The following is a 24,996-nucleotide window of genomic DNA, read 5'->3' as shown; positions in this document are numbered from 1 at the left end:
ATCTGATTTTCATGTTTTGTTTTTATAGTAAAGCATATAGAAAAGCCACTAGGAAAGGAAGGAAGAATATGGGCTATTACGATAACGATTACCAGGAACGCAAATCAAAGCAAAAAAGCGGAAGTAAGGCAGGCTACTTTATTTCAAGCTTAGCCGGTTTAATCGTTGGAGCTCTTTTAGTGGTGCTTGCTCTGCCGTTGATTGGAGACTACACGGCAAGCCCGTCTAATAATGGTCTTCTTGATACGAACAATACGGCCAATCAGCAGACGGCCCAGCCGATCTCCTATGATGTGAGCTCGGATGTGACATCAGCTGTTGAAACAGCAGGAGATGCAGTAGTAGGCATAACCAACATCCAATCGGGCCGCGGGGGAATGTTTGGCGAACCCCAGGAAGAACCTGCAGAAGCGGGAACAGGCTCGGGTGTCATTTATAAAAAAGAGGGAGACAATGCTTATATTGTCACCAATCATCACGTTATTGACGGAGCCCAGCAGGTAGAGGTAACCCTTGCTGACGGCACGAAGCTTGAAGCAGAAATTCTTGGCAGTGACATCTGGACAGATTTAGCGGTGCTTCAGGTAAGCGGGGAAAAAATTGAAACCGTTGCTGAATTCGGCGATTCAAAAGCTCTTAAACCAGGTGAGCCGCTTATCGCAATCGGAAATCCGCTTGGCCTTCAGTTTTCAGGCTCTGTTACAACGGGTGTAGTATCAGGGGTTGAACGGACCATTCCGGTGGATGTAAACCAGGATGGAGCACCAGATTGGCAGGCTGAGGTTATTCAAACAGACGCCGCCATTAATCCAGGAAACAGCGGAGGAGCGCTTGTTAACATTCAAGGCCAGCTTGTCGGCATCAACTCCATGAAAATTGCCCAGTCCTCAGTAGAAGGAATTGGACTTGCGATCCCAATCGACATGGCGATCCCGGTCATTGAGGACCTTGAGTCATCTGGAGAAGTAAAACGCCCGACAATGGGGGTTACATTAGTTGACCTTGCCAACGTCCCTGCTGTTCATCAGCAGCAGCAGCTGAATCTTCCGGAAGAAGTAACAACAGGTGTCGTGATTGAGCGTGTTGTGCCAAACTCTGCCGCATCAGCAGCAGGACTTCAGGACATGGACGTGATTGTCGAGATGGATGGAGAAAAGATCAACAATACGATCGAACTCCGCCAGCATCTCTACACGGAAAAATCAGTTGGAGATGAAATGCAGGTTAAAGCCTACCGTAACGGGGAAATGCAGGAATTCACTCTTACCCTCACAGACGATGCGCAGCTGTAGAAGGTAAGTTCATATAGATGTAAACTTTTCTAAGCCTAAAAAAGCAGGAACCCTGAGTGTTGGGGTTCCTGTTTTTTGATTTGTTGGTGTGGAGGAGGCGCATTTGGTTCGCTCACAAATTCAAGGGATTCGACTCTAAAAAACTTCAAAAATCATTCTATGCTAAACTATATGAAGAAAAAAATGAAGGAGCGGGAAAATATGAAGATTTATTGCTGCAAGGAGCATGTGGAGCTTGCAATGGATATTTTTGTGGATGAAGAGGAAACATTTCCTGCGTTACACACAGTGGATAACTTAAAACAATTGTCCACACACTGTGAATATTGTCGAAACGAAGCAGCATATCTTGTGGAGAACGTTTGATCCCATACGACATGTGGATAGAAATTGTGGATATGTGTATAACTTTTGGGGATAACCTGTTTATAATTATTGAATAACTTTTCAGTCCCGAAATAAAATCTGGAGCATTTGGAAAAAAATAAACCATAAATACTATAACCACGCGCTTATATGAACATCCGCTCGGAAAAAAGTAGTGAAGAAATTTTCTCATTTTCTAATTTAGTTATCCACATGTTATTAAAATGTAACATAAATAACCAGAATTGGAGGAGTTCTTTTTTGTGCATCATAAAAGAACCCTGTACAATACCTCTATAGTGTTAATAAGAGTGACGTTACTAGAATTACTCTAAATCTGTTAGATAATTGCTTTTTTGAATTGCTTATTAATAGTATAATTAGAAATAGAGTTGGAAAATGGAAAAATTGAATGGTCTACGCGAAAGGAGATTAGTGAATGTACACGGTGTTTTCAACCTTCGATGTACCTGAGGATAAGTCTGATCAGGTAATTGAAATCTATAAAAACCGCTCAAGATCTGTGGATAACGCTCCCGGATTTAAAGACTTTCTTCTTTTGCAAAATGATAAGAGAGCTGGAGAGATTACGGTACAGCTATTTTTTGAAACAAAAAAGGATTATTTGAACTGGGTGAGAAGCGAGGATTTTAAGAGAATCCATGAGCTTGAAAAGAAGTACCCGGATCAGGAGCTGGCCTCTATTGTGCCAAAGGTGACGCAATTTAAGGTGGTTGCCCAATGAATTCGTTTGAGCATGAAGCAAAGCTCGCAACCGATCTTATTTATGAGCGCGAGCCCTCTTTGATGGAGCGTTTTGGTGAAAAGGGAAAACGAAAATGTTATGAGGATAATATTCATCATTTCAAGCAGCTTCAATCTGCGTATGCATTACAGCAAGCTGCTTTTTTTACTGATTATGCGCTTTGGTTAAATGGAATACTATCAAAGCACGGCATGAATGAGCAGCATTTAATCGATAATTTTCAGATCATTCATCAGGTAATCAATGAAACAGATACACTGGATGCCGACACAGTAAAAACGTACGAGGTTTATTTAAACGAGGCTATTGGTGCACTTCAATCTCAGGCCGTTAAAGGAGCTGACTAATGTGTATTGCCCAAAAGAGCTTGCCGGTTATTTCCTAGAAGGCAATACCGTTAAAGCATGGAAGTATATAAATGAGCAGGAAAAGCTCACGCTTCTTGATACGTATCACGCGATGATCACACCTGCTATGCAGCATATTGGCTACCTGTGGGAAACGAATGAAATTTCAGTAGCAGACGAGCATCTAGCCACGGTTACGTGTGATTATGTTGTTTCGAGGCTCGCTCACGCGCGGTTGGCCAGTCCTGAAAAAAATAATCGAAAAGCTATGTTTTTATGCCTTGAAGGAGAACAGCATTACATCGGGCTAAAGATGGTTAACAGCCTGTTTGAAGAAATGGGCTGGGATACAAAATATTACGGGGCCAATCTTCCGGTTGAATATATTTTAAAAACAGCAGAAGCCTGGCAGCCTGCTGTGGTCGGTTTATCGGTGTCGATCGTCTATCATTTGCCAAAGCTTAAGGAATACATTGAGGAGCTTTCAAAGCTTCCTAATCCTCCTGTCGTTATTGTCGGCGGGCGTCTGACAGAGAAGTATGATCTAAAGCCTTACTGCTCTGAAAATACGATCATTTTAAAGGATCTGAAGGAAATGAGAGAATGGCTGAATTATGAACAAACAAAATCCAAACAAGATGCAGCACTTTAATGAGCAGCTTCCTCTTCCATTTTTAAAGCTGGACAAGGATGGTACAATCATTCTTTATTCCACGCTTGCGATGGAGCATTTTGACTTGAGTGAGGATCATATTAAACATATTGTTGACAATGAAAGCTATGAAAAGCTTTTACGATACAGCAGCAACGATAAGGCGCCGGTTGTGCGGATGGAGCTCAATATGAAATCCCGCACGTCGCCTGTTACGCTATATGAAGTGTATTTGACGTGGGATAATGAACTTCATGCAAGCATGATCCTTTTGCCGAAGGACCAGTCGAATATGCAATTGATCGAAAAAATGATGTCTCTTCAAAAGCGTCTGGCAGAAACGGACTTTGAGCTATATGAGCAAAGAGAAGAGCTTGAGCAGATCCTAAGCAGACTTCATGAGCTGTCGGGTCCATTTATCCCGCTGACCGATAAGATGTGCCTGATCCCGCTATTTGGTGATGTGACGGAGGAAAAAATCAACGTTATCTCCCACAGCTGCCTACAGTCTGTCTTTGCGGGAGAATACGAAGACGTTCTTATCGACTTTACTGCAGTTGGGAACGTAGAGGACAAAGGCATTGAACAATTCGTCCGCCTCCTAAAAACCCTTCACGTCATGACCGGCAAAATCATCAAAATCATCGGCATAAAACCACACACAGCCAAAACTCTAAACAAATACGCACTGGAAGGCTTCATGGAATTCAACCAATCCCTCAAGCAAGTCCTCCAAACCCACTTCACAAAATAAACCCACAGAGAGAAGCTCTCTGTGGGTTTTTTTATGTTTTATGTTTCGACAAGGATTGGCAGGTGCCTGTCACCGCGCGGGAGTGTCATGGGAAAGTGCAATTCGACAAGTGCCTGGCACCGCCCGAAGTGTCACCCCGCAAAAGATTTTCGACAAGTGCCTGGCACCACCCGATTCTCCCTTCTTTTTTCCCAATAATAGTAATTATTTCAGTATTATTTTAGTTTTCCTAACACATGAACATTGCCGATATAAATAAACGCTTTTTTCACGTTTCGTTATGGCTGCATATTATTCTGATTAGCTGTTGTGATAGGTGTCAGAGGATTTTTCTTAATAGTTTTGTGATGAAAATTCCCGATAACCAAAGTCTAGTTAATTTGATAGGATGAATTCAGCTTTAAAAACTTGTAAAAAAGGAGTGTTAAAAATGAGAAAGTCGAAGAAAGTCTTTATGAGTATCCTGCTGTCTTTTAGTCTTGTGATGCCTGCTTTATCTGTAAGCGCTGAGGACGTGACGAAGGACAGTGCTGAAAAGTTCAGGGTTTATGTCGAAGCGCCGAATAAAACGATGAAGAGCTCAGTGAAAGAGCAGTATAAGGCACGGTGGGATTTGACGGAAAACGGGTTCTCAACTGAAATGACAGAAAAACAATTTCAGGCACTCCAGAAAAATAAAAACCTGAGTGTTACCAGGGTACAGGAGGTAACAATTGATACCGATGTACGTGCTTCGGCAAAAAAGGTGGGAACAATGGCGGTTCCAACGCAGCAGATCACCTGGGGCATGAAAGCAATCTATAATAATGCCAATCTCACAGCGACTTCAGGCGGACAGGGAATAAATGTAGCAGTGCTCGATACAGGGGTTGCGATCTCTCACCCTGATCTATCAAACCGTGCGAAGCAATGTAAGGACTTTACGCAAAGCAATCCTCTCGTAAATGGGACATGTACCGATGTTAACGGCCATGGAACGCACGTAGCGGGAACAGCTCTTGCGGATGCAGGAAGCGATAAACGAGGCATTTATGGTGTTGCCCCTAGTGCTAACCTATGGGCGTATAAGGTGCTTGGCAATAACGGCTCAGGCTATTCAGATGATATTGCAGCAGCAATTCGTCACGCAGCAGATCAGGCAGCAAGCACCGGTACAAAAACCGTCATCAATATGTCGCTTGGCTCAGCTGGAAATGACAGCTTAATTTCAAGTGCCGTCAGCTATGCTTACAGCAGAGGCGTACTTGTTGTAGCTGCTGCAGGAAACTCCGGATCAAGAGAAGGCACGATCGGCTACCCTGGCGCCCTCACTCAGGCTGTTGCCGTTGCAGCGCTTGAAAACAGACAGGAAAACGGTACATACCGCGTTGCAGACTTTTCTTCCCGCGGCTACCGGTCAACAGCTGGTGATTATGTGATCCAGCAGGGCGATGTTGAAATCTCAGCTCCAGGCGCATCCATTTATTCCACCTGGCCAAATGGCGGCTACAATACGATCAGCGGTACTTCAATGGCAACCCCTCACGTAGCAGGACTTGCTGCGAAGGTGTGGGCAGCAAATCCAGGCTGGACGAATGCACAGCTTCGCACAAACCTTCAAAATCGTGCAAGAGCGGTTGATATTAAAGGCGGAATTGGTGCTGCTACAGGTGACGATTACGCATCAGGGTTTGGCTTTGCAAGAGTAAACTAACAAAAAAGCCGGAGGAGCTTCCCTAAAGAGGAAAAAGCTCTCCGGCTTCTTTATCGTTTGAAGGCTCCACTCCTTCAAACGCAAGCTCATCATAAACAAAATACCCGTTTTTGCCCTCACCCTTCACCTTATACATGGCGCGGTCTGCCTTTAACACCAGTGCTTCGACATCCTTACCATGCTGCATGGAGAAGCTTACCCCTATGCTTGCTGAAATGGGAACCTCCAGCCCATTTAGTAAAAACGGCTGCAGCTGCAGCTGGATAAGAAGTGCTTCCAGGTACTGCTCGATTTCACTTTCCAGTGTATAAGGGAGAAACAAATAAAACTCATCCCCGCCAGGCCGCGACACCAGACCATCCTGTATGACAGAAGCTTTTAATATACCTGCCGTATGAACTAAATACGCATCTCCTATCTGATGCCCGTAGCGGTCATTTACCTGCTTAAAGTCATCCAGATCGACAATCACCACTGCCACATGCTCGTATTGCGCCATTTCTTTTTCCGTATGCTCATAAAAAGCGCGGCGGTTGGCAAGCTCGGTAAGCGGATCCTCAAATGCCAGCTGGCGGAGCCGTTCTTCGTTTTCTTTGACAGAAGTAAGATCCGTGATAAAAAGAACAAATTGTTTTTTAGTAAGCATGCTGCCTTCGATCATAATAAACTTCTCTGTTCCTTCGGCAGTAGTAAGGCTCGCTTCTGTTTGAGGAATTTTTCCGTGGGCTTTAAAAAGAGCATTGAAATTCAAGCGGCTCTTCTCAGGTAAGAACTTATTAAAATTCAGCTTCACGAGTGCCTCTTTATCAAAAAGAGTATGGGCGGCAGGATTTGCCTCCTTGATTTCCCCTGTATGAGAAATAAGCAGGATGGCAGAGGGGTTTACCTCATAGAGCGCTTTAAATTCAGCAGATGAAGAGGATCGACTGATTTTCCTATTAAAAATAAAACCCATCAGAATCGTAAGCATCAGCCCTACATAAAGAGCGGAAGCAGGAATGGAACTATCTGGGTAAATAGACTCAATAAAGAATACAGTAAGAAGAATGGTGCTGACAAATACCCATAAAAGAATAGGAAGGATGCGCAAATCCTTTCTCCATGCTAAAAACACAATAAAAGAAGCCACTATAGAAGGGAAAAAAAGAAAAATCAACTCATTCAGCATGGTCAGCACCGCCTTATTATCTAGTAACAAAAGATTAATACACAAATAGTACTTTTGCATTAAATAGTATGCATTAGTAGCATATAGCCCTCTTTTAACTAATTGAAACAATAAACAGTCGTTTGAATCTGCTCAAAAGGCATAATTCGGGGCGTGACAGGCACCCGTCGAATTGAAATCGACAAAAACCGGGGCGTGCCAGGCACCACTCGAAAGGCACCACCCGAATTTACAAACCTTTTCAAATTTTATACAACCGCTTAATAGCCAGTTAATAATTTCCTTTTAGAGTTAGAGGTGTGAAAGACAAGTGAATAGAAAATCGGCTGACAAACAGAGAACCGTAAAAACGAGAGACAAGGATGCCTCTTTTTGTTTTTATGGATTTTTTATGTTCAGGGCCAAATAAGGAGTGAGATGGTGGCGAAGTTATTTTTAGATAACGTACGGGATTCTCAGGTGATTGCTTCGATTAAGGAGCCAAAGCAGCTTGAAGCGTTTAGTAAAACGGACATCAAAACGGCCTTTTTACTGCTCGGGGATCTGACGGTGATTAAGCGGTATGTGGATTTTTTAAAGGCCTACAATCGCGATGTATTTTTACATATAGAAAAAATCCCGGGCATCAGCTATGACCGGGAAGGACTTAAATTTATCGCAAAACACGTAAAGCCAACTGGAATTGTGACCACAAAATCCTCGCTGATCCAGTCAGCCAAAAAAGAGGGGCTGAGCACAATTCAGCGGCTGTTTTTAATCGATTCAGATGCGGTAGAGCACGGTCTTGAGAACGCAGAGAAGTCGCAGCCTGACTGTCTTGAGCTTATGCCTGCTGTAGTGCCGCATATGATCGGAAAAATCAAACAAAAATCGGAAATTCCCATTATAACAGGCGGACTTATTCAAAACCGGGCGCAAATGCAGGCAGCACTCGACCACGGGGCAACAGCTGTTTCTACCGGCAAACCACATTTATGGAAGCCGCTTCGGGAGGTGGTTCAATGAGAAAGGTAGAGCTTAAGGAAATCACAAAAACCTATGACGGAAAAATCGATGTCTTAAGTTCCATTGATGTCACGATCGAACCGGGAGAATTTTTTGTGCTGGTCGGGCCTTCAGGCTGCGGGAAAAGCACCATGCTCCGGATGATCGCAGGACTTGAGTCCATCACGTCAGGCGAGCTTGCGCTGGACGGCAAACGGGCGAATGCTCTCCCTCCAAGCGAGCGCGACCTGTCCATGGTTTTTCAAAATTATGCCCTGTACCCTCACTTAACGGTAGAACAAAACATCACGTTTGGACTGCATGTGAAAAAAATATCGAAAAAAGAGCAAAAGGTGCGCTGCGAGGAAGTGTGCGAAATGCTCGGTCTCACTCCCTACATGAAACGAAAGCCAAAGGAGCTCTCAGGCGGTCAGCGACAGCGCGTTGCTTTAGCAAGGGCAGTCGTGACAGAAGCACCGCTTTGTTTAATGGATGAGCCGCTGTCGAATTTAGATGCAAAGCTGCGGGCAAAAATGCGCTCAGAAATCCGTCAGCTTCAGCGAAAGCTCGGGCTCACGATGATTTACGTCACGCATGACCAGACAGAAGCGATGACGATGGCAGACCGGATGATGATCCTGTCAAACGGGCGCGTTCAGCAGATCGGGCGGCCGCTTGATGTCTATAATCATCCTGACAATCTATTTGTTGCTTCCTTTATCGGCTCACCGCCCATGAACCTGATTGAAGCGGAGGTATCAGACTCCATGCTTACAGCGGATGGCCACTGGGTGATGCCGATTCCAAACGAAAAGAAATGGCTGCTTAGAGAAGATAAAGTAATGCTTGGGATAAGACCGGAGCATATCAAGCTCGCGAAAGAAAGCGAGCCCGGCTTTTTTGTCCAGGTGGCAAATGTGGAGGTGCTCGGGACGGAAACGCTCGTCACGTTTGATTTTGGCGAAAAATCACAGTGGGTCGCAAAATGGAGCGGGCAATATGATATTCTTCCTGGCACAAAACTCCGCATTACCGTAGACAACAAGCATTATGCCTTTTTCTCAGTAAAAAACGGTAAACGGCTGGACCGCAGTCCGATCCCTGCAGCGGTGAAAAAGGTGTCGTCATGACGATGGCACAGGAAGTAAGGGCTTCTGATGAAAAAAAGCTGAGGAAACGGGAATGGTCCAATTTCCTAACAGGAATTTTATTCCTTCTGCCGTCTTTGCTTTTATTCGGTGTCTTTCTGTTTTACCCGATGGTCAGAACCGTGTACCTTAGCTTATTTTTAACCAGTTCTCAAGGCGTGCCGATCGTCTTTGTCGGCTGGGATAACTTTTTTGCCCTTTTTCAATCAACAAGCTTTCAGCTCAGTGCAAAGGCAACGGCGCTGTTTGTTCTCTACACCGTCCCGGCAAGCGTGCTGCTGGCAACGGCACTGGCTGTTTTAGCGAATCAAAAGCTAAAAGGAATCGGCCTTTTCCGCACGATGTTTTCAGCCACGATGGGGATGAGTGTCGCCGCATCTTCTGTTATCTGGATGTTTTTATTTAACCCGTCGATCGGGCTGTTTAACCGGATTCTTGCTGCCCTGAATATCCCGGGGATCCAGTGGCTGCTTGACCCGCAGTATGCGCTTTTGTCTGTATCCATAGCCACGATCTGGATGAATACAGGCTTTGCATTTTTAATCCTGCTTGGCGGTTTGCAAAATATTGATTCATCGCTTTATGAAAGTGCAAAAATTGCCGGGGTGAGCGATGCCTGTCAGCTTCGAAAAATCACCCTGCCGATGCTGTCGCCGACCTTATTTTTTGTCACAACCGTCACCCTGATCAACGCGTTTCAGACCTTTGGCCAGATTGATCTTTTAACAAAAGGCGGGCCGATGGAGTCAACGAATGTCATCGTTTATTCCATTTACAAGGATGCCTTCATTAATTACAACGTCGGGTCAGCGAGTGCACAGGCGGTACTTCTTTTTGCAGCTGTACTTATTGTGACGGTGATTCAATTCAAAATCGGCGAAAGGAAGGTGCACTATCAGTGAGCACGGGAAAAAGGATTCTGCTTTATATAACGCTCACCGTATCTGGACTTGTGATGGTGTTCCCCATTCTTTACGCCTTTCTCATAAGCTTTATGCAGGGCGGTGAGCTGCTTCAGGGTTCATTCTGGCCGGAAAGCTTTTCACTCGTCAATTACGCCGCTGCGTTTGAGCGTGTACCGCTTTTAATGTATTTATGGAACTCGCTCCTTGTCTCGGTGCTCATTATGGCCGGTCAGCTCATCCTGTGCAGCCTTGCCGCTTTTGCGTTTGTGTTTATCGAATTTAGGGGACGCGAATGGATTTTTTATCTCTTTATTTCCACCATGATGATCCCGTGGGAGGCGACGATGGTGCCAAACTTTCAAACCGTGCAGTCGCTTGGCTGGCTGAATAGCTATGCAGGCCTCTCCATCCCGTTTTTTGCAATGGCCTTTGGAACATTTCTTTTGCGCCAGCAGTTTAAAACCATTCCCAAAGAACTGTATGAAGCCTCACAAATTGCCGGCATCAGCAAGCTCCGTTTCTTCACGGGAGTCGTACTGCCAGTCGCAAAAACGACGATGACCACACTCGCCATTTACAGCTTTTTAACCGCCTGGAATATGTATCTGTGGCCGCTCCTTGTCACCAACAATGAAGCAAACCGCACCGTTCAGATCGGCCTTAAGCAAATGCAGACCCAGGAAATCGCAAGCGACTGGGGCGTTGTTATGGCCGGTGTCATGATTGTCATTTTGCCAACCCTTATTCTCTTATTTGCAGGACAAAAACGATTACAGGAAGGCCTCACACAAGGGGCGCTAAAATAAGGAGGAAATCAATATGAAAAAGCTATGGATCGGATCAGCTGCACTAGCACTGCTTTTAGCCGCATGTGGAAGTGAAACAGAGGAAACACCGGAGGAAGGCGCTTCAGCCAACGCCTCACCCCCTCAGGAAACAGATGGGCCTACAGAGGTCATCTTCTGGCATGCGATGAGCGGAGAGCTTGAAGGGGCGCTGAACAGCCTCGTTGATGACTTTAACGAATCACAGGATGAGTACGAGGTTGAGCCTGTTTTCCAGGGGACGTATGAGGAAGCACTGACGAAGCTGAACACCGTTGCCGGTACGACTGAATCACCTGCTTTAATGCAGGTATTTGAAGTCGGAACAAAATTTATGATCGATTCCGGCTATATTCAGCCGGTGCAGGACTTTATTGATGAAGAAGGCTTTGATACGTCCATTTGGGAAGAAAACATTACGAATTATTACAGCGTGGACGGCGTACAGTATTCCATGCCGTTTAATTCCTCAACGCCTGTGTTAATCTATAACAAAGATGCATTTGAAGAAGCGGGGCTTAACCCTGAGGACGCTCCAATGACCTACAGCGAGCTTCAGGAAGCAGCAGCTGCTTTAACAGAGGGTGAGCAAAAAGGCTTTTCGATTTTAAATTACGGCTGGTTTTTTGAGGAGCTTGTCGCAGCGCAGGGCGGACTGTTTGTAAATGAAGACAACGGACGCGCAGGCCAGGCAACAGAAGCTGTATTTAACGGAGAAGAAGGAATGAACGTGTTTAACCTGATCAAGGATATGTATGACGAAGGAACCTTTTATAATTCAGGTCAAAACTGGGATGACATGAGAGCGGCGTTCCAGTCAGGCTCTGCAGCGATGATTCTTGATTCCTCTGCAGGCGTAAAGGGAATGATTGATAATGCCCCGTTTGAAGTCGGAGTAGGCTATCTTCCTGTACCGGATGACGCTGAGCGCAACGGAGTCATTATTGGCGGCGCGTCCCTTTGGATGGCTGGTGACATTGAAGAAGAAGAAAAGCAGGGTGCGTGGGAATTTATGAAGTACGTATCTTCAGCCGAAGTACAGGCGCAGTGGCATGTTGATACTGGCTACTTTGCGATCAACCCTGCAGCTTACGATGAGCAGGTGGTTGTCGACCAGTGGGAGGAATACCCGCAGCTGAAAGTAACCGTTGATCAGCTAAAAGAAACGAAAGCCAACACTGCAACAGGCGGCGCACTGATCTCTGTGTTCCCTGAAGCACGTCAGCGCGTTGTGAATGCGATGGAAAGCCTGTACCAGGGAGCAGACCCACAGGAAGCACTGGATAAAGCAGTGGAGGAAACCAACCGCGCACTCGAAAACGATGCGTTGAAAAACGGAAACTAACCACAAGGGAGGAAGCTTCATGACGACTCTTTATGCCCATCGCGGCGCAAGCAGAATGTGCCCGGAAAATACGATGGCCGCTTTTCGCCAGGCGGTCCGTGAAAAAGCAGATGGCATCGAACTTGATGTCCAGCTGTCAAAGGACCATAAAGCAGTGGTCATCCACGATGAAGCCGTTGACCGCACAACAAACGGCACAGGAGAGGTAAAGGATCTCACCTTAGCCGAGCTGAAATCACTCGACGCAGGCAGCTGGCAGAACGCCGCCTGCAAAGAAGAAACAATCCCGACCCTTGAAGAGGTGTTGGCCTGGATCAAGGGGACGGACATGAAGCTGAATGTCGAATTAAAAACAGATGTGTATCCGTATGAAGGCATCGAACAAATCGTACTCGAACAGCTCGACCGCTATGGCCTGAAGGAACGCACCGTCATCTCTTCCTTCAACCCGGAAACTCTCAAGCGGGTAAGACAGCTTGATGGCACCATCCGCCTTGCCGTCCTTGTGTGGGATGAAACGAAGGGCATGGTAAAGCTTGCTCAAAAGCTAAAAGCTGAAGCCATTCATGCAAAAAAGGATTTCATGTTCACAAAGGAAGCCGTAAAAGCAGCACAGGCCGGCATTCCGATTCGTCTCTATACGATCAACGACCTGTCAGAACTTGACGGCATCTCCCTTTCATCAATTGAAGGAATCTTCACCGACGAGCCAGCAAAGCTTCGAAAAGAGCTCGCAGCCATGTTGCTTGAGTAAAATGAATACAAAAACAGCCGTTCTTCCATTTGGGAGGAGCGGCTGTTTTCGTACGCAGCGATCATGGTACAATAAACCCATCAAGCCATCGGAGGAATCACCATGAAAATCTCAATCATCACCGTCGGAAAACTAAAGGAAAAATACCTAAAACAAGGCATCGCCGAATACACCAAGCGCCTTAGCGCCTACGCCACCATCGACCTCATCGAAGTCCCGGACGAAAAAGCACCCGAAAACCTAAGCGAAGCCGACATGCAGATCGTCAAACAAAAAGAAGGCGAACGCATCCTATCCAAAATCTCCCCAGACACCCACGTCATCACCCTTGAAATCAAAGGAAAGCAGCTCACTTCAGAGGAGCTGGCTAAGCAGATGGATCAGCTTGCGACTTATGGGAAAAGTAAGATTGCGTTTGTTATTGGGGGATCGCTGGGATTAAGTGAAGACGTCACTAAAAGAAGTGATTTTGCCCTGTCGTTTTCTAAAATGACGTTTCCGCATCAGTTGATGAAATTGATTTTGTTAGAGCAAGTGTATCGCTCATTCAGAATACGCAAAAACGAGCCATATCACAAATAATCATAATAACTACATTCCGATATAACAAATATGCTTAGTAATTGATTTATACATAGTGAACAGTTTTATAGCGATTGTATTCGGCATAAGTTAATTGAATAGATTAGTTAGGTGAGTTTGTTTCCAATACGAACTCATTTTTTTATGCAATAAAAAAGCCATCAATTGCATCTGTAATCAATGGCTATCAGGTACGGCATTCGTTCATTTGTGTATATCTTTAAAAATCAACAGAAACTGAATAAAGTCTGATGCTTGATTCTGTGTCAGTTCTTTACTGCGATTGACATTGAAGCCATTCTGCAGGATTTCTTTTGCAATTTCTGTCGGTAACTTCATCTCATCAACGATATTGAAGATCAACTGCAGCTGATCTTTTGTTACTTTACGATCTGCGGTTGGCTTTTGGCTTTTAGGGAAATCTTCAATGTCTTGAGTGAAGATACCGCTTGACCGTGTTGCCGACAGAACGGCATCAATGAGCGCTCTCTTCTTAGCCATCTTCAACACCGTATTAACGATGGTGAATGAATCCTGCTGACGAAAGGATGCTTCTTTGCTATTGCAGGAACCAATTCCTTCAGCTTCAATCACCTGATTTTCTTTTTGAATGAGGGTCACCTTCACTTCATAAGCGAATATGCCTCTATCCCAATCTTCAAGACGATTAGTAACTTCTGCAGTTTTAGAAAAGCCAAACACGTCACATAACTTTTCTGCACCGGGTTTGAGCAGCGTCGGTTTAGAGAAGCCATTGATGAGGCCATAATCAACGCCTTTAACCATTACATCCTCAACAAACGTGTTTAACTGTTCAATGCGCTTCTGTGACTCTGTTGAAGATGATACGATATTCGGCAGTGACTTGATATCATCATTTGCACCATCTATGAAACGAACTATGTTGTCTTGAATTCTTTTCATATCTTTTCCCCTCTTTTCAATGGGTTAATGTTTATTAGTGAGCTTAGTTGCTAATGCGCTCAAACCTTTTGCAGTGTATTGAATAGTAGATTTACTCATACGCTGCTGCAGATTGTTTCCTTTAGAAAGCAGACTGTGCGACCAATCAACAGTGCTGGACAAAGCTCGGTGGGATCCCTTATTCAGCTTATCTACCGTCTCATGCCATGCATCAACCCACTCGTCTCCTTTAATGGAAGTCAAGTTTGCAGTATCCCTTAAGATTTCATGAACTATTTTTGTGAGTCCATGAGTGCTCTTCTCTTCACAAGCGTCTTCAACAACCGCTTTTAAATCATAGATCCTCTTCCGTTTGTTTATTAACTGAGTTAATTGCACATAGTCATTCTTCTCAATGGTTAGCAGTATCTCACTATCAACCTCATTCAACTGTTGCTGTAGTGATTCAATCAGTTCACGAATCTCTTTCTTAGATAAGTCTCTTCCTTCTTCGATTCTTTTATTAAATGATTTAAACATCTTCATTCTCCTCTCATATTTTCTTGCATGAAAACACGGTATCCCTTCAATGTAAGTTTCAAAGCCTTGTGACCATCAAAATGATTAAAAATAAGAAGTAACCCTTCATCTTCTAACTGGTGAAGATCCATTTTGTTTAAGCCATACTTCTTTAAATCTGCAGCAGAAACCCACTTGTTTCGTTTTTTAGCCTCTACTAAAATCGTTGCTAGTACTGAATTCATCATTGCCACCTCCTTTCAGTTGCGCTCCTCTCACCGCGCTAGTCATCTCTGTCAAACACAAAAAAGCCGTTATCTATCCGATTGGATAAATAACGACTTGTATAAAAGGGGTGGGGCATGAAACGGGTGGGTACCCCATTGTTATATTTAAATGGTGGTACCAAAGAAAAACATGCTCATTTTTATTCTATAATAAGGAATATCTGACTTCGCCAAGCAAAGATACACTACAAATTATGTAAAATTCATTCTGTTTATCTATAGGTTCATTTAGAATGTAGTTAGACTATATACCTGTACAAAAGAAGGGGTTATGCTTAAAAAAGAAGATAGAATGTAAATTTAGGGGGTATTATTTTGTATCAACCGGATCCACAATCAATAACTTTTTCGACGCTAATACACGATATAGATAAAGGGATAATAAAGATACCACAATTTCAACGTGACTTTGTGTGGTCTTTGGAGCAATCTGCTAAGTTAATAGATAGTATCATCAAGGGTTACCCTATAGGGACTTTTATACTTTGGGAATCTCAAGAAAAGTTAAGGTCTGTTAGGAATATTGGCGGAGCTAGTCTTCCAGACACACCTCCTGGATCAATGGTTCAGTATGTCCTTGACGGTCAACAGCGTATGACAAGCTTATATGCCAGCTTAAAAGGATTACAGGTTCAAAGAGATAAGAAATCTGATGACTTTTCAGGTATTTATTTAGATTTAAATGCGAACGAGGAAGAGACCATTATTATTACAAATATAGAGGGGCGTAATGAAACAGATGTTATTTCATTAAGAGACTTACTGCATGGTGGTATATCAGTCCTTGCTGCCTATCCGACAACAATGTATCAGAAACTTGAAGAATACAAGAACAGATTAAATACATATCGATTCTCTACCATTTTACTTAGGCAGGCATCTATTGACGTAGCAACAGAAGTGTTTACACGCTTAAACGTTGGTGGTAAAAGCTTAACAGTTTTTGAAATAATGGTGGCAAAAACATATGATGCTGATCAGGATTTTGACCTTGCAGAGAAATTTGAAAAGCTAATTAACAGGTTAGAGCACGTTGATTATGAGACAATATCCGATAGTACAGTCTTACAAACAATATCCATTCTACTTGTTGGAGAGTGTGCTAGGAAAAATATACTTAAGTTAAATAAGCAATCCTTTATAGATATATGGGAGAAAGCAGTAGATGCTATCGAAAGGGCAGTTGATTATTTTAGAGACTACTTTCGTATCCCTGTTTCAAAAATTCTACCTTACAACGCTCTTGTAGTACCATTTTCATATTTTTTCTATCACCATCCAAATAAACCGGTTAATGAGATGAAAAAGTATTTAGATGATTTCTTTTGGAGAGTTTCACTGTCTGAGCGTTATTCAAGTGGGGTAGAGACAAAATTGGCACAAGACATAAAGAGAATAGATCAGATTATAAATAGTGAGCTACCTAGATATGACTTTCAAGTTGATACTAGTGTAGAAAACATAAAGAATAACGGCTGGTTCAGTGCTAACCGAAGCTTTATAAAAGCAATATTATGTTTAATGGCATACCAAGAACCTAAATCCTTTAATGATAATTCAATTGTAAGAATTAACAATGATTGGTTAAAGCAAGCTAACAGTCGAAATTATCACCACTTCTTTCCAAAGGCTTTTTTACAGAAGAAGGGTGAGGATGGATTTTTTATCAATCATATTGTCAATATTACTATTGTAGATGCATTCTTAAATAAGAATAGAATCCGTGCTCAAGCACCTTCAAAATATATGAAAGCATTTGAAAAGGAAAATAAAGACCTTGATAAAGCTATGAAAACGCATCTTATTGACGATTTAAATTCTTATGGTATTTGGAACGATGATTATGATGCTTTTTTTGACAAGCGTGCTGAGAAGATCAGTCAAGAACTTGAGAAAAGAATTATCCCGAAGAAGATTGGTGCTCAAAAAGGCTTAAGGTCTGAGGGATAAATAGTAATAATTACCATATAAGGAACAAGAACCATTCATTTGTGTATTATCTAAAGACTCTGCTTTATCATGAGAATAGAGTAGGCTAAATAATTGGGTATGAGTATATTATTTAAACGAGAATAAATTGATTAATTACAAAATTCAAAGGAGGTGTATGTTGTGGCACGTGCAGACTTAATAATTAAGCTTGTAGAAGCTGGTTCATTAAGAAATATGAAACTTTTTAACAAGACAGTAGAGGCAATGATTGCTGAAGAAAGAAGCAAAAATCATAACATTTTAGCTGATAGATTAACGGATGTACTAAGAGAAAGTAATAAGTCTCAATTATTTAATAATGATAATAAAACGAATACTTTGTCTCTGAATAAAAATAACCAAAGTCTTTTCTTTGAGACTACACCAAATGTATTCTTAAATGATTTAATTTTAGAACCTAAGATTATGGAATCTATAAATGAGTTAATACAAGAACATTTTAGGCGTGATTTATTGAGGTCTTATAACTTAGAACCTAGAAATAGGTTAATTTTGGCCGGCCCCCCTGGAAATGGGAAAACTTCATTAGCAGAAGCAATAGCTAACGAACTTATGGTTCCTTTAATATCAGTCAGGTATGAAGGGATCATGGATAGTTACCTAGGTGAAACATCTAATAAGTTAAATTCATTATTTGAATATGTTCGGACTAGGCAGTGTGTACTTTTTTTTGATGAATTCGACACAATAGGTAAAGAAAGAGGCGACACTCAAGAAACTGGTGAAATAAAAAGGGTTGTTAGTTCATTACTTCTTCAAATTGACCGTCTCCCAAGTCATGTAATCGTAATTACCGCCACAAACCACCCTGAACTATTGGACAGGGCAGTCTGGCGAAGATTTCAATTAAAATTAGAGTTAGAAAATCCAAGTAAAAAACAAGTTGGAGAATGGATTGATAAATTTCAACAGGATAACCAAATGTCATTAGAATATTCTAAAAGAACATTAATGGATAATCTTAACGGATTGAGTTTTTCCAACCTTAATGATTTTGGATTAGATATCAAAAGAAAGTATGTATTGTCTCTACCGAATTCTAATATGCGAAAAATAGTCAAAAATGCGTTGGATGGTCTTAAAGGTCAGTTCTCATTAACAGAGTTAAGGGGTGAAGATGTTGAATGATAAGCCTATTTTAATGCTTCCAAATCCTACAACTGTTGATAGGGCTACAAGAAATGGAGGAAGAGGGAGTACAAGGTATCCAGAACATAATGAACAAGTACGTAGAATATTGCCTAAGTTTAGACGTTTAGAAAGTGCATTCGATAGTGAAAGAGGAAAAATAAGTGAAAGTATGGCTGGAATAAATCCAGAATATGCTTTGGTATTTGAAACAGTAGGAACCATAGAAAACTTTGTTAATGCAGTAAGGAAAATAGAAGGCTTAGATTGGCTCTCTGAGATTGAAGAGTATTTTGATTCTGATGATGATTTTTATCAAGTCAAAGATGGGGAAAAAGTAGAGGATAAGCAATTAAATGGTCGTTTATTTTTAATGATGTCTGATCAACAGGCTATGAGAGAGTTAAAATCTCTATGGGAGAAATATCAAGATGGTGATCCATTTGAATACGGTTACGGTAAATGGAAAAATTTATTCTCGCAATTAAAAGACATTAGGCTATGGGATGTACAAGATCGATTCTACAATACCGGTCTAATTGAAGTTTTAAATGAAAAGATAGAAATAGGACAAGAAACTATAAAGTTTGAGATAGAGTTATGGTTTAGAAGTAATTCAGGTAAAAGATTAGAAGCTGCAAACAATATAAAACAATTAATACAAACTGCTCAAGGTAAAGTAATCTATGAAAGTACTATTGAACAGATATCATATCATGCAATTCTAGTTGAGACACCTATTAGTATATTTGATGATTTGCAGAATGACTCAAATATAAAGTTAATTAAAGCAGATTCAATAATGTACTTTCGTCCAGTTGGACAAACTATTGTAGAGTTTCCTCCAATAAATGAAGAAGAAAACGAGATAGATATTGATCCATATGAAATAGATGATTCTCTTAGCCCTGCTATAGCATTATTTGATGGGTTACCCCTACAAAATCATCAGTTACTTAAAGATAGATTGATAATCGATGATCCTGATAATTTTGAAGAAGATTACCAAGCTAGTGAGAGGATACATGGAACCACAATGGCATCCTTAATAATTCATGGGGAACTTGATTCGCAAAATCTACCGATAAAAAGGCCACTATATGTAAGACCTATAATGAAACCAAACCCATATGCTTATGGAGTAAGGTCAGAGCATATACCTGAAGATATTCTTCCATTGGATTTAATACATAGGGCTGTAAAAAGACTTTTTGAGGGAGATGGTGATGAAGAACCTGTAGCTCCTAATATTAAAGTTATTAATATATCAATAGGAGATTTATCCAGACCTTTTGATCTTCAAATAAGTCCTTGGGCAAAATTATTGGATTTCTTATCACTTAAATATAATGTGTTATTTATTGTAAGTGCAGGGAATCATACTGGAGCAATTAGATTAGATATAGAAAGAGACGAGTTTCAGAAGGTGAAAGATGAGCCTTTTGTTGAACAGCAACTGATAAAGTTTATATCTGATAGTATAGTTGAAAGAAGAATACTCTCTCCTTCAGAATCGATAAATTCTCTTTGCATCGGTGCAAGTCATACTGATGCATCTACTGTTTCAGTTCTGGGTAGGCGTGTTGATTTAATAAAAAATCCAGAAATAATGAGCCCTTATAGTAGGGTAGGACTTGGTTATAGAAATTCAATTAAACCTGATGTATTGTTCTCAGGTGGTAAACAATTATATTTAGAGAATGTTATTGGAGACAATGGTTTCGCACTTTTAGAGCTAGCAAATTCAACACTGGCTCCAGGTCATAAAGTTGCAATCCCTGGTTCTAGTGGGAATTTGAACGAAGTTGCATATACAAGAGGAACAAGTAATGCGACAGCTTTAGCTACCAGAGCAGCTGCAAATATATATGAAATGCTTGAAGATTTATTAAGTGGTAATGAAAATGGCTCAGATATTATGAAAAATTATGGGGTACTGATGCTTAAAACTTTATTAGTACATGGAGCAAGTTGGAATCAAGCATATGATCTCTATAATCAAGTTTTAAGAACTCCAGGAGATTCTACATTTAAAGATAAGCAAGTACCGAGGTATTTAGGTTATGGGTTCGTAGATGAAAACAAAGTACTAAATGGTTCTGAACAAAAAGTGACTCTTATTGGATTTAGTAGATTAAAAAAAGAAGAGGGGCATATTTATCAAGTGCCACTTCCTCCTTCTTTAAGTAGTAATAAAATTAAGAGGAGATTAACAATTACTCTAACTTGGTTTACACCGCTTAATAATAATAATCAAAAATATAGACAAGCTCATCTGTGGTTTAACTCAGAAAATGATATCCTTCAGGTAAATAGACAAGAGGCTGATGGAAGGGCTGTTCAAAGAGGGACAGTGCAACATGAAATTTTTGAAGGAGATACTGCAGCAGCTTTTATTGAAGGAGATACATTAAGTATTAAAGTTAGTTGTCGCGAGGATGCTGGTGGGTTAAGGCAGATTGAAATACCCTATACCCTAGCAGTAACACTTGAAGTGGCGGAAGGTATAGAAATTCCTATATACACTGAGGTGAAAGACCGATTGCGTACATTAATTAGAACACGGCAATAGGTTTATTTATCTCAAGAAATAATATTGCTTCTAACAAATTAAAAAGAACCCTAGTATCATTGAATGATAAGGGTTCTTCGATTTTTATATTTTTGAGGAAATGCAAATAACTATAGATGTGTGTGAAATTTTACTCTTATTCATTGGTATTTATTAGTGGGAGTAAATGTTTGTACTCGACTGGGGCAAAATAATTTAAATTAGTATTTGAAAGTAAGGTGAATTTAGTGAAAGAGTTAAAAAGCTCAAAAAGTTTTATATCTTTAGTAAAAGAGATGGATGCAGACTATACAACGCAACGTGATAGAGGAACAATGTTTGAATTATTATCACGCACATATTTTAAGAATGAACCAATGTATAAGCGTTTATTTGATGAAGTATGGACATTAAATGAGGTACCAGTTGAATATAGTATTCCTAAAACAGATACGGGTGTAGATTTAGTAGCTAAAGAACGTGAAACAGGTTTATTGGTAGCGATTCAATGTAAATATTATGCTGAAGATACAATTATTCAGAAACAACATATTGACTCATTTCTAAATGAGGTCGGTAAGAGGTTTTATGCTAAAGGAATCATTATTACATCAACAGACAGATGGGGGAAGAATGCAGAAGAAGCGTTGAGTGGTCGAGATAAAGAAATTACACGTATATCATTGACGCAACTTAAAGATAGTAGAATTGATTGGTCAGAATTCACTTTTTCTAAACCAGAACAAGTAAAAGTTCAATAGAAGAAATCACCAAGAGACCACCAAATCCCTGCTATTGAAGAGGTTGTGAACGGCTTTGAAACGATGGATCGCGGAAAGCTTATTATGGCTCCTGGTACAGGGAAAACATATACTTCTATGGCAATTGCTGAAGAACTTGCAAAGAAGAAAAATGATGTTTTTCGAGTTCTTTATTTAGTCCCAAGTATTCAATTACTTTCACAAACGTTACGTAGTTGGACAGCAGATACGAACTACAATATGGATGCAATTGCTGTATGTTCTGACCGGAAAGTAACCAAAAAAGAGAGTAATGATGATGTTGCAGATATTAACGTTGTAGATATTGGCTATCCAGCAACTACAGATACCAATAAGCTTTTAGAGTATCGATCGAGAATTGAAAATAGTAATAGTAAAGGTGATTTTTTAACAGTATTTTCAACATATCAATCCATTGATGTAATTATCGAAGCTCAAAATAAAGGCTTCTATGAATTTGATTTAGTCGTGTGTGATGAAGCGCATCGTACTACTGGATCAACTGAATTAGGTAAAGAAAATAGTAGCTTTACTAAAGTTCACTATGATGAAAATATCAAAACAATTAAACGTTTATATCAGACAGCTACGCCACGAGTTTATGGTGATGCAGCGAAGCAAAAAGCAGACGAATTATCTGTGGTTATTGCAGATATGGATAACACTGAGTTATATGGTGAAGAGTTTTACCGTATTGGATTCGGTGATGCTATTAGTCAAGGTATTTTAACAGATTATAAAGTAATGGTACTAGCAGTAGATGAAGAAATGATTGCCCGTCGATTCCAGCAAATGCTTGCAAACAATGATTTAGAGTTAGAGTTTGATGATGTTACAAAGATCATTGGTTGTTGGAATGGTTTGGTGCGCCGAGGTAGCAATTCAGATGAAGCGTTAGGCGCAGCTATGAAAAGAGCGATTGCATTTACTGGTACTATTCGGGAATCAAAATTAATAACAGAGATGTTTACTCATGTGGTTGATCAATACCTGTACCAAGATTTAGAAGAGTTTGAACATCAATATGAAATTGAGATTGATCATGCGGACGGATCAATGAATGCATTAGAGAAAAACAAGAAGATCTCTTGGTTAAAAGATGAAGTACCTAATAATACATGTAGGATTCTTTCTAATGCTCGTTTCTTAACTGAAGGTGTAGACGTTCCTGATTTAGATGCAATTATGTTCTTGAAGCCACGCAAATCAAAAATTGATATTGCTCAATCTGTAGGACGTGTTATGCGGAAATCTACAGGTAAAGACTATGGTTATGTAATTTTACCAATTGGGGTTCCAGCAGGGGCAGATACTAATAGTGTTTTAGATAATAATGATAAGTATAGAGTAGTTTGGGAAGTATTAAATGCTTTACGTTCGTTAGATGAACGATTTGATGCAACGATTAATAAACTTGAATTAAACAAAAAGAAACCAGATCAGATTCAAGTTATAGGAGTGGGAGATGCACCTGAAGGAGGAGAATTAAAACCAACCTCTTACCAAACTTCTTTGATGTTATCTGACGAGGATTTATCGGATTTAGAACGTGCGATTTATGGAAAGATTGTGCGTAAAGTAGGTAATGTGCGTTATTGGGAAGATTGGTCAAAAGATGTAGCTGAGATTGCCCAAAAACATATGCTGCGTATACGAGTAATGCTAGAGGATAAAGAAAGTAAAGCCTATAATGAATTTCAAAAGTTTATTAAGAGTTTACGATATAACATCAACAACTCAATTACTGAAACTCAAGCTATTGAAATGTTAGCACAACACTTAATTACAAAACCTGTATTTGAAGCATTATTCGATTCTTATAGCTTTGTGCATAACAACCCTGTTTCGAAGGCGATAGATGCGATTTTAGCTATCCTCGATGATCAGGGCTTGATGAAAGAACAGGAAAAGCTCGAGTCATTTTATGAAAGTGTACGTGTGCGTGCTGAAGGTGTAGATAATTTAAAAGCAAAGCAAGATATTATTATCCAGCTGTACGATAAATTTTTTAAAGTAGGGTTCAAAGAAACCACAGAGCGTTTAGGAATTGTTTTCACTCCTGTTGAAGTTGTAGATTTTATTATCCATTCAGTAGATGACATATTGAAAAAACATTTTGGTAAATCGCTTGCTAGCGAAGGCGTCCATGTATTAGATCCGTTTACAGGTACAGGCACATTCGTTACTCGACTATTACAAAGCGGTTTAATTCTTAAAGAAGATTTATTACGTAAATATACGCAAGAAATTCATGCAAATGAAATTGTACTTCTAAGCTATTACATTGCTGCAATCAATATTGAAGAAACGTTCCATAGTTTATATGGAGGAGAATATGTACCATTCGAAGGAATAGTTTTAACAGATACTTTTGAGAGTACAGAGCATAAAAGTTCCTTTATGGATGAGTTATTTGATGAAAATAATTCACGTCTAAAACGTCAACAAAAGGAACCGGTTTTTGCTATCGTTGGGAACCCGCCTTATTCTGCTAAGCAAAATAGTGAGAATGATAACAATCAAAATCAAAAATACCCAAGTTTAGATACTTTGATTCGTGATAGTTATGCAAAATACTCAACAGCTCAAAATAAAAATAATTTATATGATTCTTATATTAGAGCATTTAAGTGGTCTTCAGAAAGAATTGGAGATAAAGGATTAATTTCATTTGTTACGAATAGTGGTTTTATTGATGGAATTACAGCAGACGGTTTAAGAAAATGTTGGCATGAAGAGTTCAATTATATTTACGTATTGAATTTACGAGGAGACGCAAGAACTCAGGGGGATCGAAGAAGAAAAGAAGGTGGAAACGTATTCGATTCCGGCAGTAGAACAGGAGTTGCCATCACATTTTTAATTAGAGATAACAGTAATAACCATGAAATATTTTATTATGATATTGGAGATTACTTAAATAAGAATGACAAGCTGTCTCTACTTTCAGATATGAAGACGTTATCTAATATAGAATGGAAAAAAATAATCCCTGATTCATTTAATAACTGGATTAATCAAAGAGATGATAAATTCATGCAATATATGCCGATTACAAATGACGAAAATAGTGTTTTTATTGATAGAGGGATTGGATTTGGTAGTAGTAGAGATGAGTGGGTGACAAATTATTCATCAAATATGTTAACAAATAGTGTGAAAAAATTGATTGAAAACTTTAATTATCAGGTAGAAAACATTACCGAGAAAGATCAGTTATTAAATAATCCTACTCTAATTAATTGGTAAGATGA

At 40.4% G+C, this 24,996-nt stretch carries 23 protein-coding genes and 1 pseudogene; 20 read left to right on the top strand and 4 right to left on the bottom strand.

Going from position 1 to position 24,996, the window contains the following annotated elements; all coding sequences use genetic code 11:
* Positions 1-68 precede the first annotated feature (68 nt).
* The 7 genes from C4B60_RS16890 to C4B60_RS16860 all read left to right on the top strand — a co-directional run bounded on the left by C4B60_RS16890 (position 69) and on the right by C4B60_RS16860 (position 5,870).
* Entirely contained in the window at positions 69-1,292 is a 1,224-nt protein-coding gene (locus tag C4B60_RS16890) for a S1C family serine protease (RefSeq protein ID WP_104059193.1), read from the top strand.
* Between the two features lie 171 nt (positions 1,293-1,463).
* Positions 1,464-1,658 carry a CxxH/CxxC protein gene (locus C4B60_RS16885; protein ID WP_245154029.1) on the top strand — a complete coding sequence of 65 codons (195 nt, stop codon included), beginning with the start codon at positions 1,464-1,466 and terminating at the stop codon, positions 1,656-1,658.
* Between the two features lie 439 nt (positions 1,659-2,097).
* Complete coding sequence (locus C4B60_RS16880; protein ID WP_104059191.1) at positions 2,098-2,403, top strand: antibiotic biosynthesis monooxygenase family protein; 306 nt, start codon at positions 2,098-2,100, stop codon at positions 2,401-2,403.
* On the top strand, positions 2,400-2,771 hold the full coding sequence (locus C4B60_RS16875; RefSeq protein ID WP_104059190.1) for a hypothetical protein: 372 nt from the start codon (positions 2,400-2,402) through the stop codon (positions 2,769-2,771). The genes C4B60_RS16880 and C4B60_RS16875 overlap by 4 nt, the downstream gene beginning before the upstream one ends.
* Position 2,772: 1 nt before the next feature.
* Entirely contained in the window at positions 2,773-3,423 is a 651-nt protein-coding gene (locus C4B60_RS16870; RefSeq protein ID WP_245154028.1) for a cobalamin B12-binding domain-containing protein, read from the top strand.
* Positions 3,386-4,177 (top strand): STAS domain-containing protein, encoded by a 792-nt coding sequence (locus C4B60_RS16865; protein WP_245154027.1) that lies wholly within the window; start codon positions 3,386-3,388, stop codon positions 4,175-4,177. The genes C4B60_RS16870 and C4B60_RS16865 overlap by 38 nt, the downstream gene beginning before the upstream one ends.
* A 430-nt stretch (positions 4,178-4,607) precedes the next feature.
* The gene (locus tag C4B60_RS16860) at positions 4,608-5,870 is read left to right on the top strand and encodes a S8 family peptidase (protein WP_104059189.1); all 1,263 of its coding nucleotides are present in this window, start codon (positions 4,608-4,610) and stop codon (positions 5,868-5,870) included.
* A gap of 22 nt (positions 5,871-5,892) precedes the next feature.
* On the opposite strand, the gene C4B60_RS16855 is transcribed toward C4B60_RS16860, so the two are convergent.
* On the bottom strand, positions 5,893-7,098 hold the full coding sequence (locus C4B60_RS16855) for a sensor domain-containing diguanylate cyclase (protein WP_104059188.1): 1,206 nt from the start codon (positions 7,096-7,098) through the stop codon (positions 5,893-5,895).
* 357 nt (positions 7,099-7,455) lie between these two features.
* Here C4B60_RS16855 and C4B60_RS16850 point away from each other — a divergent pair, with 357 nt between their 5' ends.
* The 7 genes from C4B60_RS16850 to rlmH all read left to right on the top strand — a co-directional run bounded on the left by C4B60_RS16850 (position 7,456) and on the right by rlmH (position 13,580).
* Positions 7,456-8,043: a glycerol-3-phosphate responsive antiterminator gene (locus C4B60_RS16850; RefSeq protein WP_104059224.1), complete on the top strand. Its 588-nt coding sequence runs from the start codon at positions 7,456-7,458 to the stop codon at positions 8,041-8,043.
* Positions 8,040-9,152, top strand: a complete 1,113-nt coding sequence (locus C4B60_RS16845; protein WP_104059187.1) for an ABC transporter ATP-binding protein — start codon at positions 8,040-8,042, stop codon at positions 9,150-9,152. Before C4B60_RS16850 ends, C4B60_RS16845 begins: the two co-directional genes overlap by 4 nt.
* Positions 9,153-9,154: 2 nt before the next feature.
* The gene (locus C4B60_RS16840) at positions 9,155-10,072 is read left to right on the top strand and encodes a carbohydrate ABC transporter permease (protein ID WP_245154036.1); all 918 of its coding nucleotides are present in this window, start codon (positions 9,155-9,157) and stop codon (positions 10,070-10,072) included.
* A gap of 53 nt (positions 10,073-10,125) precedes the next feature.
* Positions 10,126-10,881, top strand: a complete 756-nt coding sequence (locus C4B60_RS16835; protein ID WP_104059223.1) for a carbohydrate ABC transporter permease — start codon at positions 10,126-10,128, stop codon at positions 10,879-10,881.
* Between the two features lie 13 nt (positions 10,882-10,894).
* Positions 10,895-12,244 carry an ABC transporter substrate-binding protein gene (locus tag C4B60_RS16830; protein WP_104059185.1) on the top strand — a complete coding sequence of 450 codons (1,350 nt, stop codon included), beginning with the start codon at positions 10,895-10,897 and terminating at the stop codon, positions 12,242-12,244.
* Positions 12,245-12,263: 19 nt separating this feature from the next.
* Entirely contained in the window at positions 12,264-12,998 is a 735-nt protein-coding gene (locus C4B60_RS16825; RefSeq protein ID WP_104059184.1) for a glycerophosphodiester phosphodiesterase, read from the top strand.
* A gap of 102 nt (positions 12,999-13,100) precedes the next feature.
* Positions 13,101-13,580, top strand: coding sequence for a 23S rRNA (pseudouridine(1915)-N(3))-methyltransferase RlmH (gene rlmH / locus C4B60_RS16820; RefSeq protein WP_104059183.1), 480 nt, complete (start codon positions 13,101-13,103; stop codon positions 13,578-13,580).
* 204 nt (positions 13,581-13,784) lie between these two features.
* Here rlmH and C4B60_RS16815 read toward each other — a convergent pair whose 3' ends face one another.
* Genes C4B60_RS16815 through C4B60_RS16805 form a run of 3 tightly spaced genes read right to left on the bottom strand, consistent with a single transcriptional unit; the run spans position 13,785 to position 15,247 of the window.
* The gene (locus C4B60_RS16815) at positions 13,785-14,504 is read right to left on the bottom strand and encodes a hypothetical protein (RefSeq protein WP_104059182.1); all 720 of its coding nucleotides are present in this window, start codon (positions 14,502-14,504) and stop codon (positions 13,785-13,787) included.
* A gap of 24 nt (positions 14,505-14,528) precedes the next feature.
* A complete protein-coding gene (locus C4B60_RS16810) occupies positions 14,529-15,023 on the bottom strand; it encodes a hypothetical protein (RefSeq protein WP_104059181.1) in 495 nt (164 codons plus the stop codon).
* Positions 15,024-15,025: 2 nt separating this feature from the next.
* Entirely contained in the window at positions 15,026-15,247 is a 222-nt protein-coding gene (locus C4B60_RS16805; RefSeq protein WP_104059180.1) for a hypothetical protein, read from the bottom strand.
* 357 nt (positions 15,248-15,604) lie between these two features.
* On the opposite strand from C4B60_RS16805, the gene C4B60_RS16800 reads away from it, so the two are divergent.
* The 6 genes and pseudogenes from C4B60_RS16800 to C4B60_RS16785 all read left to right on the top strand — a co-directional run bounded on the left by C4B60_RS16800 (position 15,605) and on the right by C4B60_RS16785 (position 24,991).
* Positions 15,605-17,239, top strand: a complete 1,635-nt coding sequence (locus C4B60_RS16800; RefSeq protein WP_104059179.1) for a DUF262 domain-containing protein — start codon at positions 15,605-15,607, stop codon at positions 17,237-17,239.
* Positions 17,240-17,401: 162 nt separating this feature from the next.
* On the top strand, positions 17,402-18,409 hold the full coding sequence (locus tag C4B60_RS16795) for an AAA family ATPase (RefSeq protein ID WP_104059178.1): 1,008 nt from the start codon (positions 17,402-17,404) through the stop codon (positions 18,407-18,409).
* Entirely contained in the window at positions 18,402-20,981 is a 2,580-nt protein-coding gene (locus C4B60_RS16790) for a S8 family peptidase (protein ID WP_167578689.1), read from the top strand. Before C4B60_RS16795 ends, C4B60_RS16790 begins: the two co-directional genes overlap by 8 nt.
* 227 nt (positions 20,982-21,208) lie before the next feature.
* Complete coding sequence (locus tag C4B60_RS21760; protein WP_245154026.1) at positions 21,209-21,721, top strand: restriction endonuclease; 513 nt, start codon at positions 21,209-21,211, stop codon at positions 21,719-21,721.
* Positions 21,722-21,736: 15 nt separating this feature from the next.
* Positions 21,737-22,327: pseudogene (locus tag C4B60_RS21905) on the top strand (DEAD/DEAH box helicase family protein); the annotation flags it as partial.
* 69 nt (positions 22,328-22,396) lie between these two features.
* A complete protein-coding gene (locus tag C4B60_RS16785; RefSeq protein ID WP_342365048.1) occupies positions 22,397-24,991 on the top strand; it encodes an N-6 DNA methylase in 2,595 nt (864 codons plus the stop codon).
* Positions 24,992-24,996 lie beyond the last annotated feature (5 nt).

The organism is Jeotgalibacillus proteolyticus (assembly GCF_002926065.1).
GTDB classification, from domain to species: Bacteria; Bacillota; Bacilli; order Bacillales; family Jeotgalibacillaceae; genus Jeotgalibacillus; species Jeotgalibacillus proteolyticus.
Note: the sequence above shows the minus strand (reverse complement) of the source record. Positions and strands in the feature narration are given on the sequence as shown.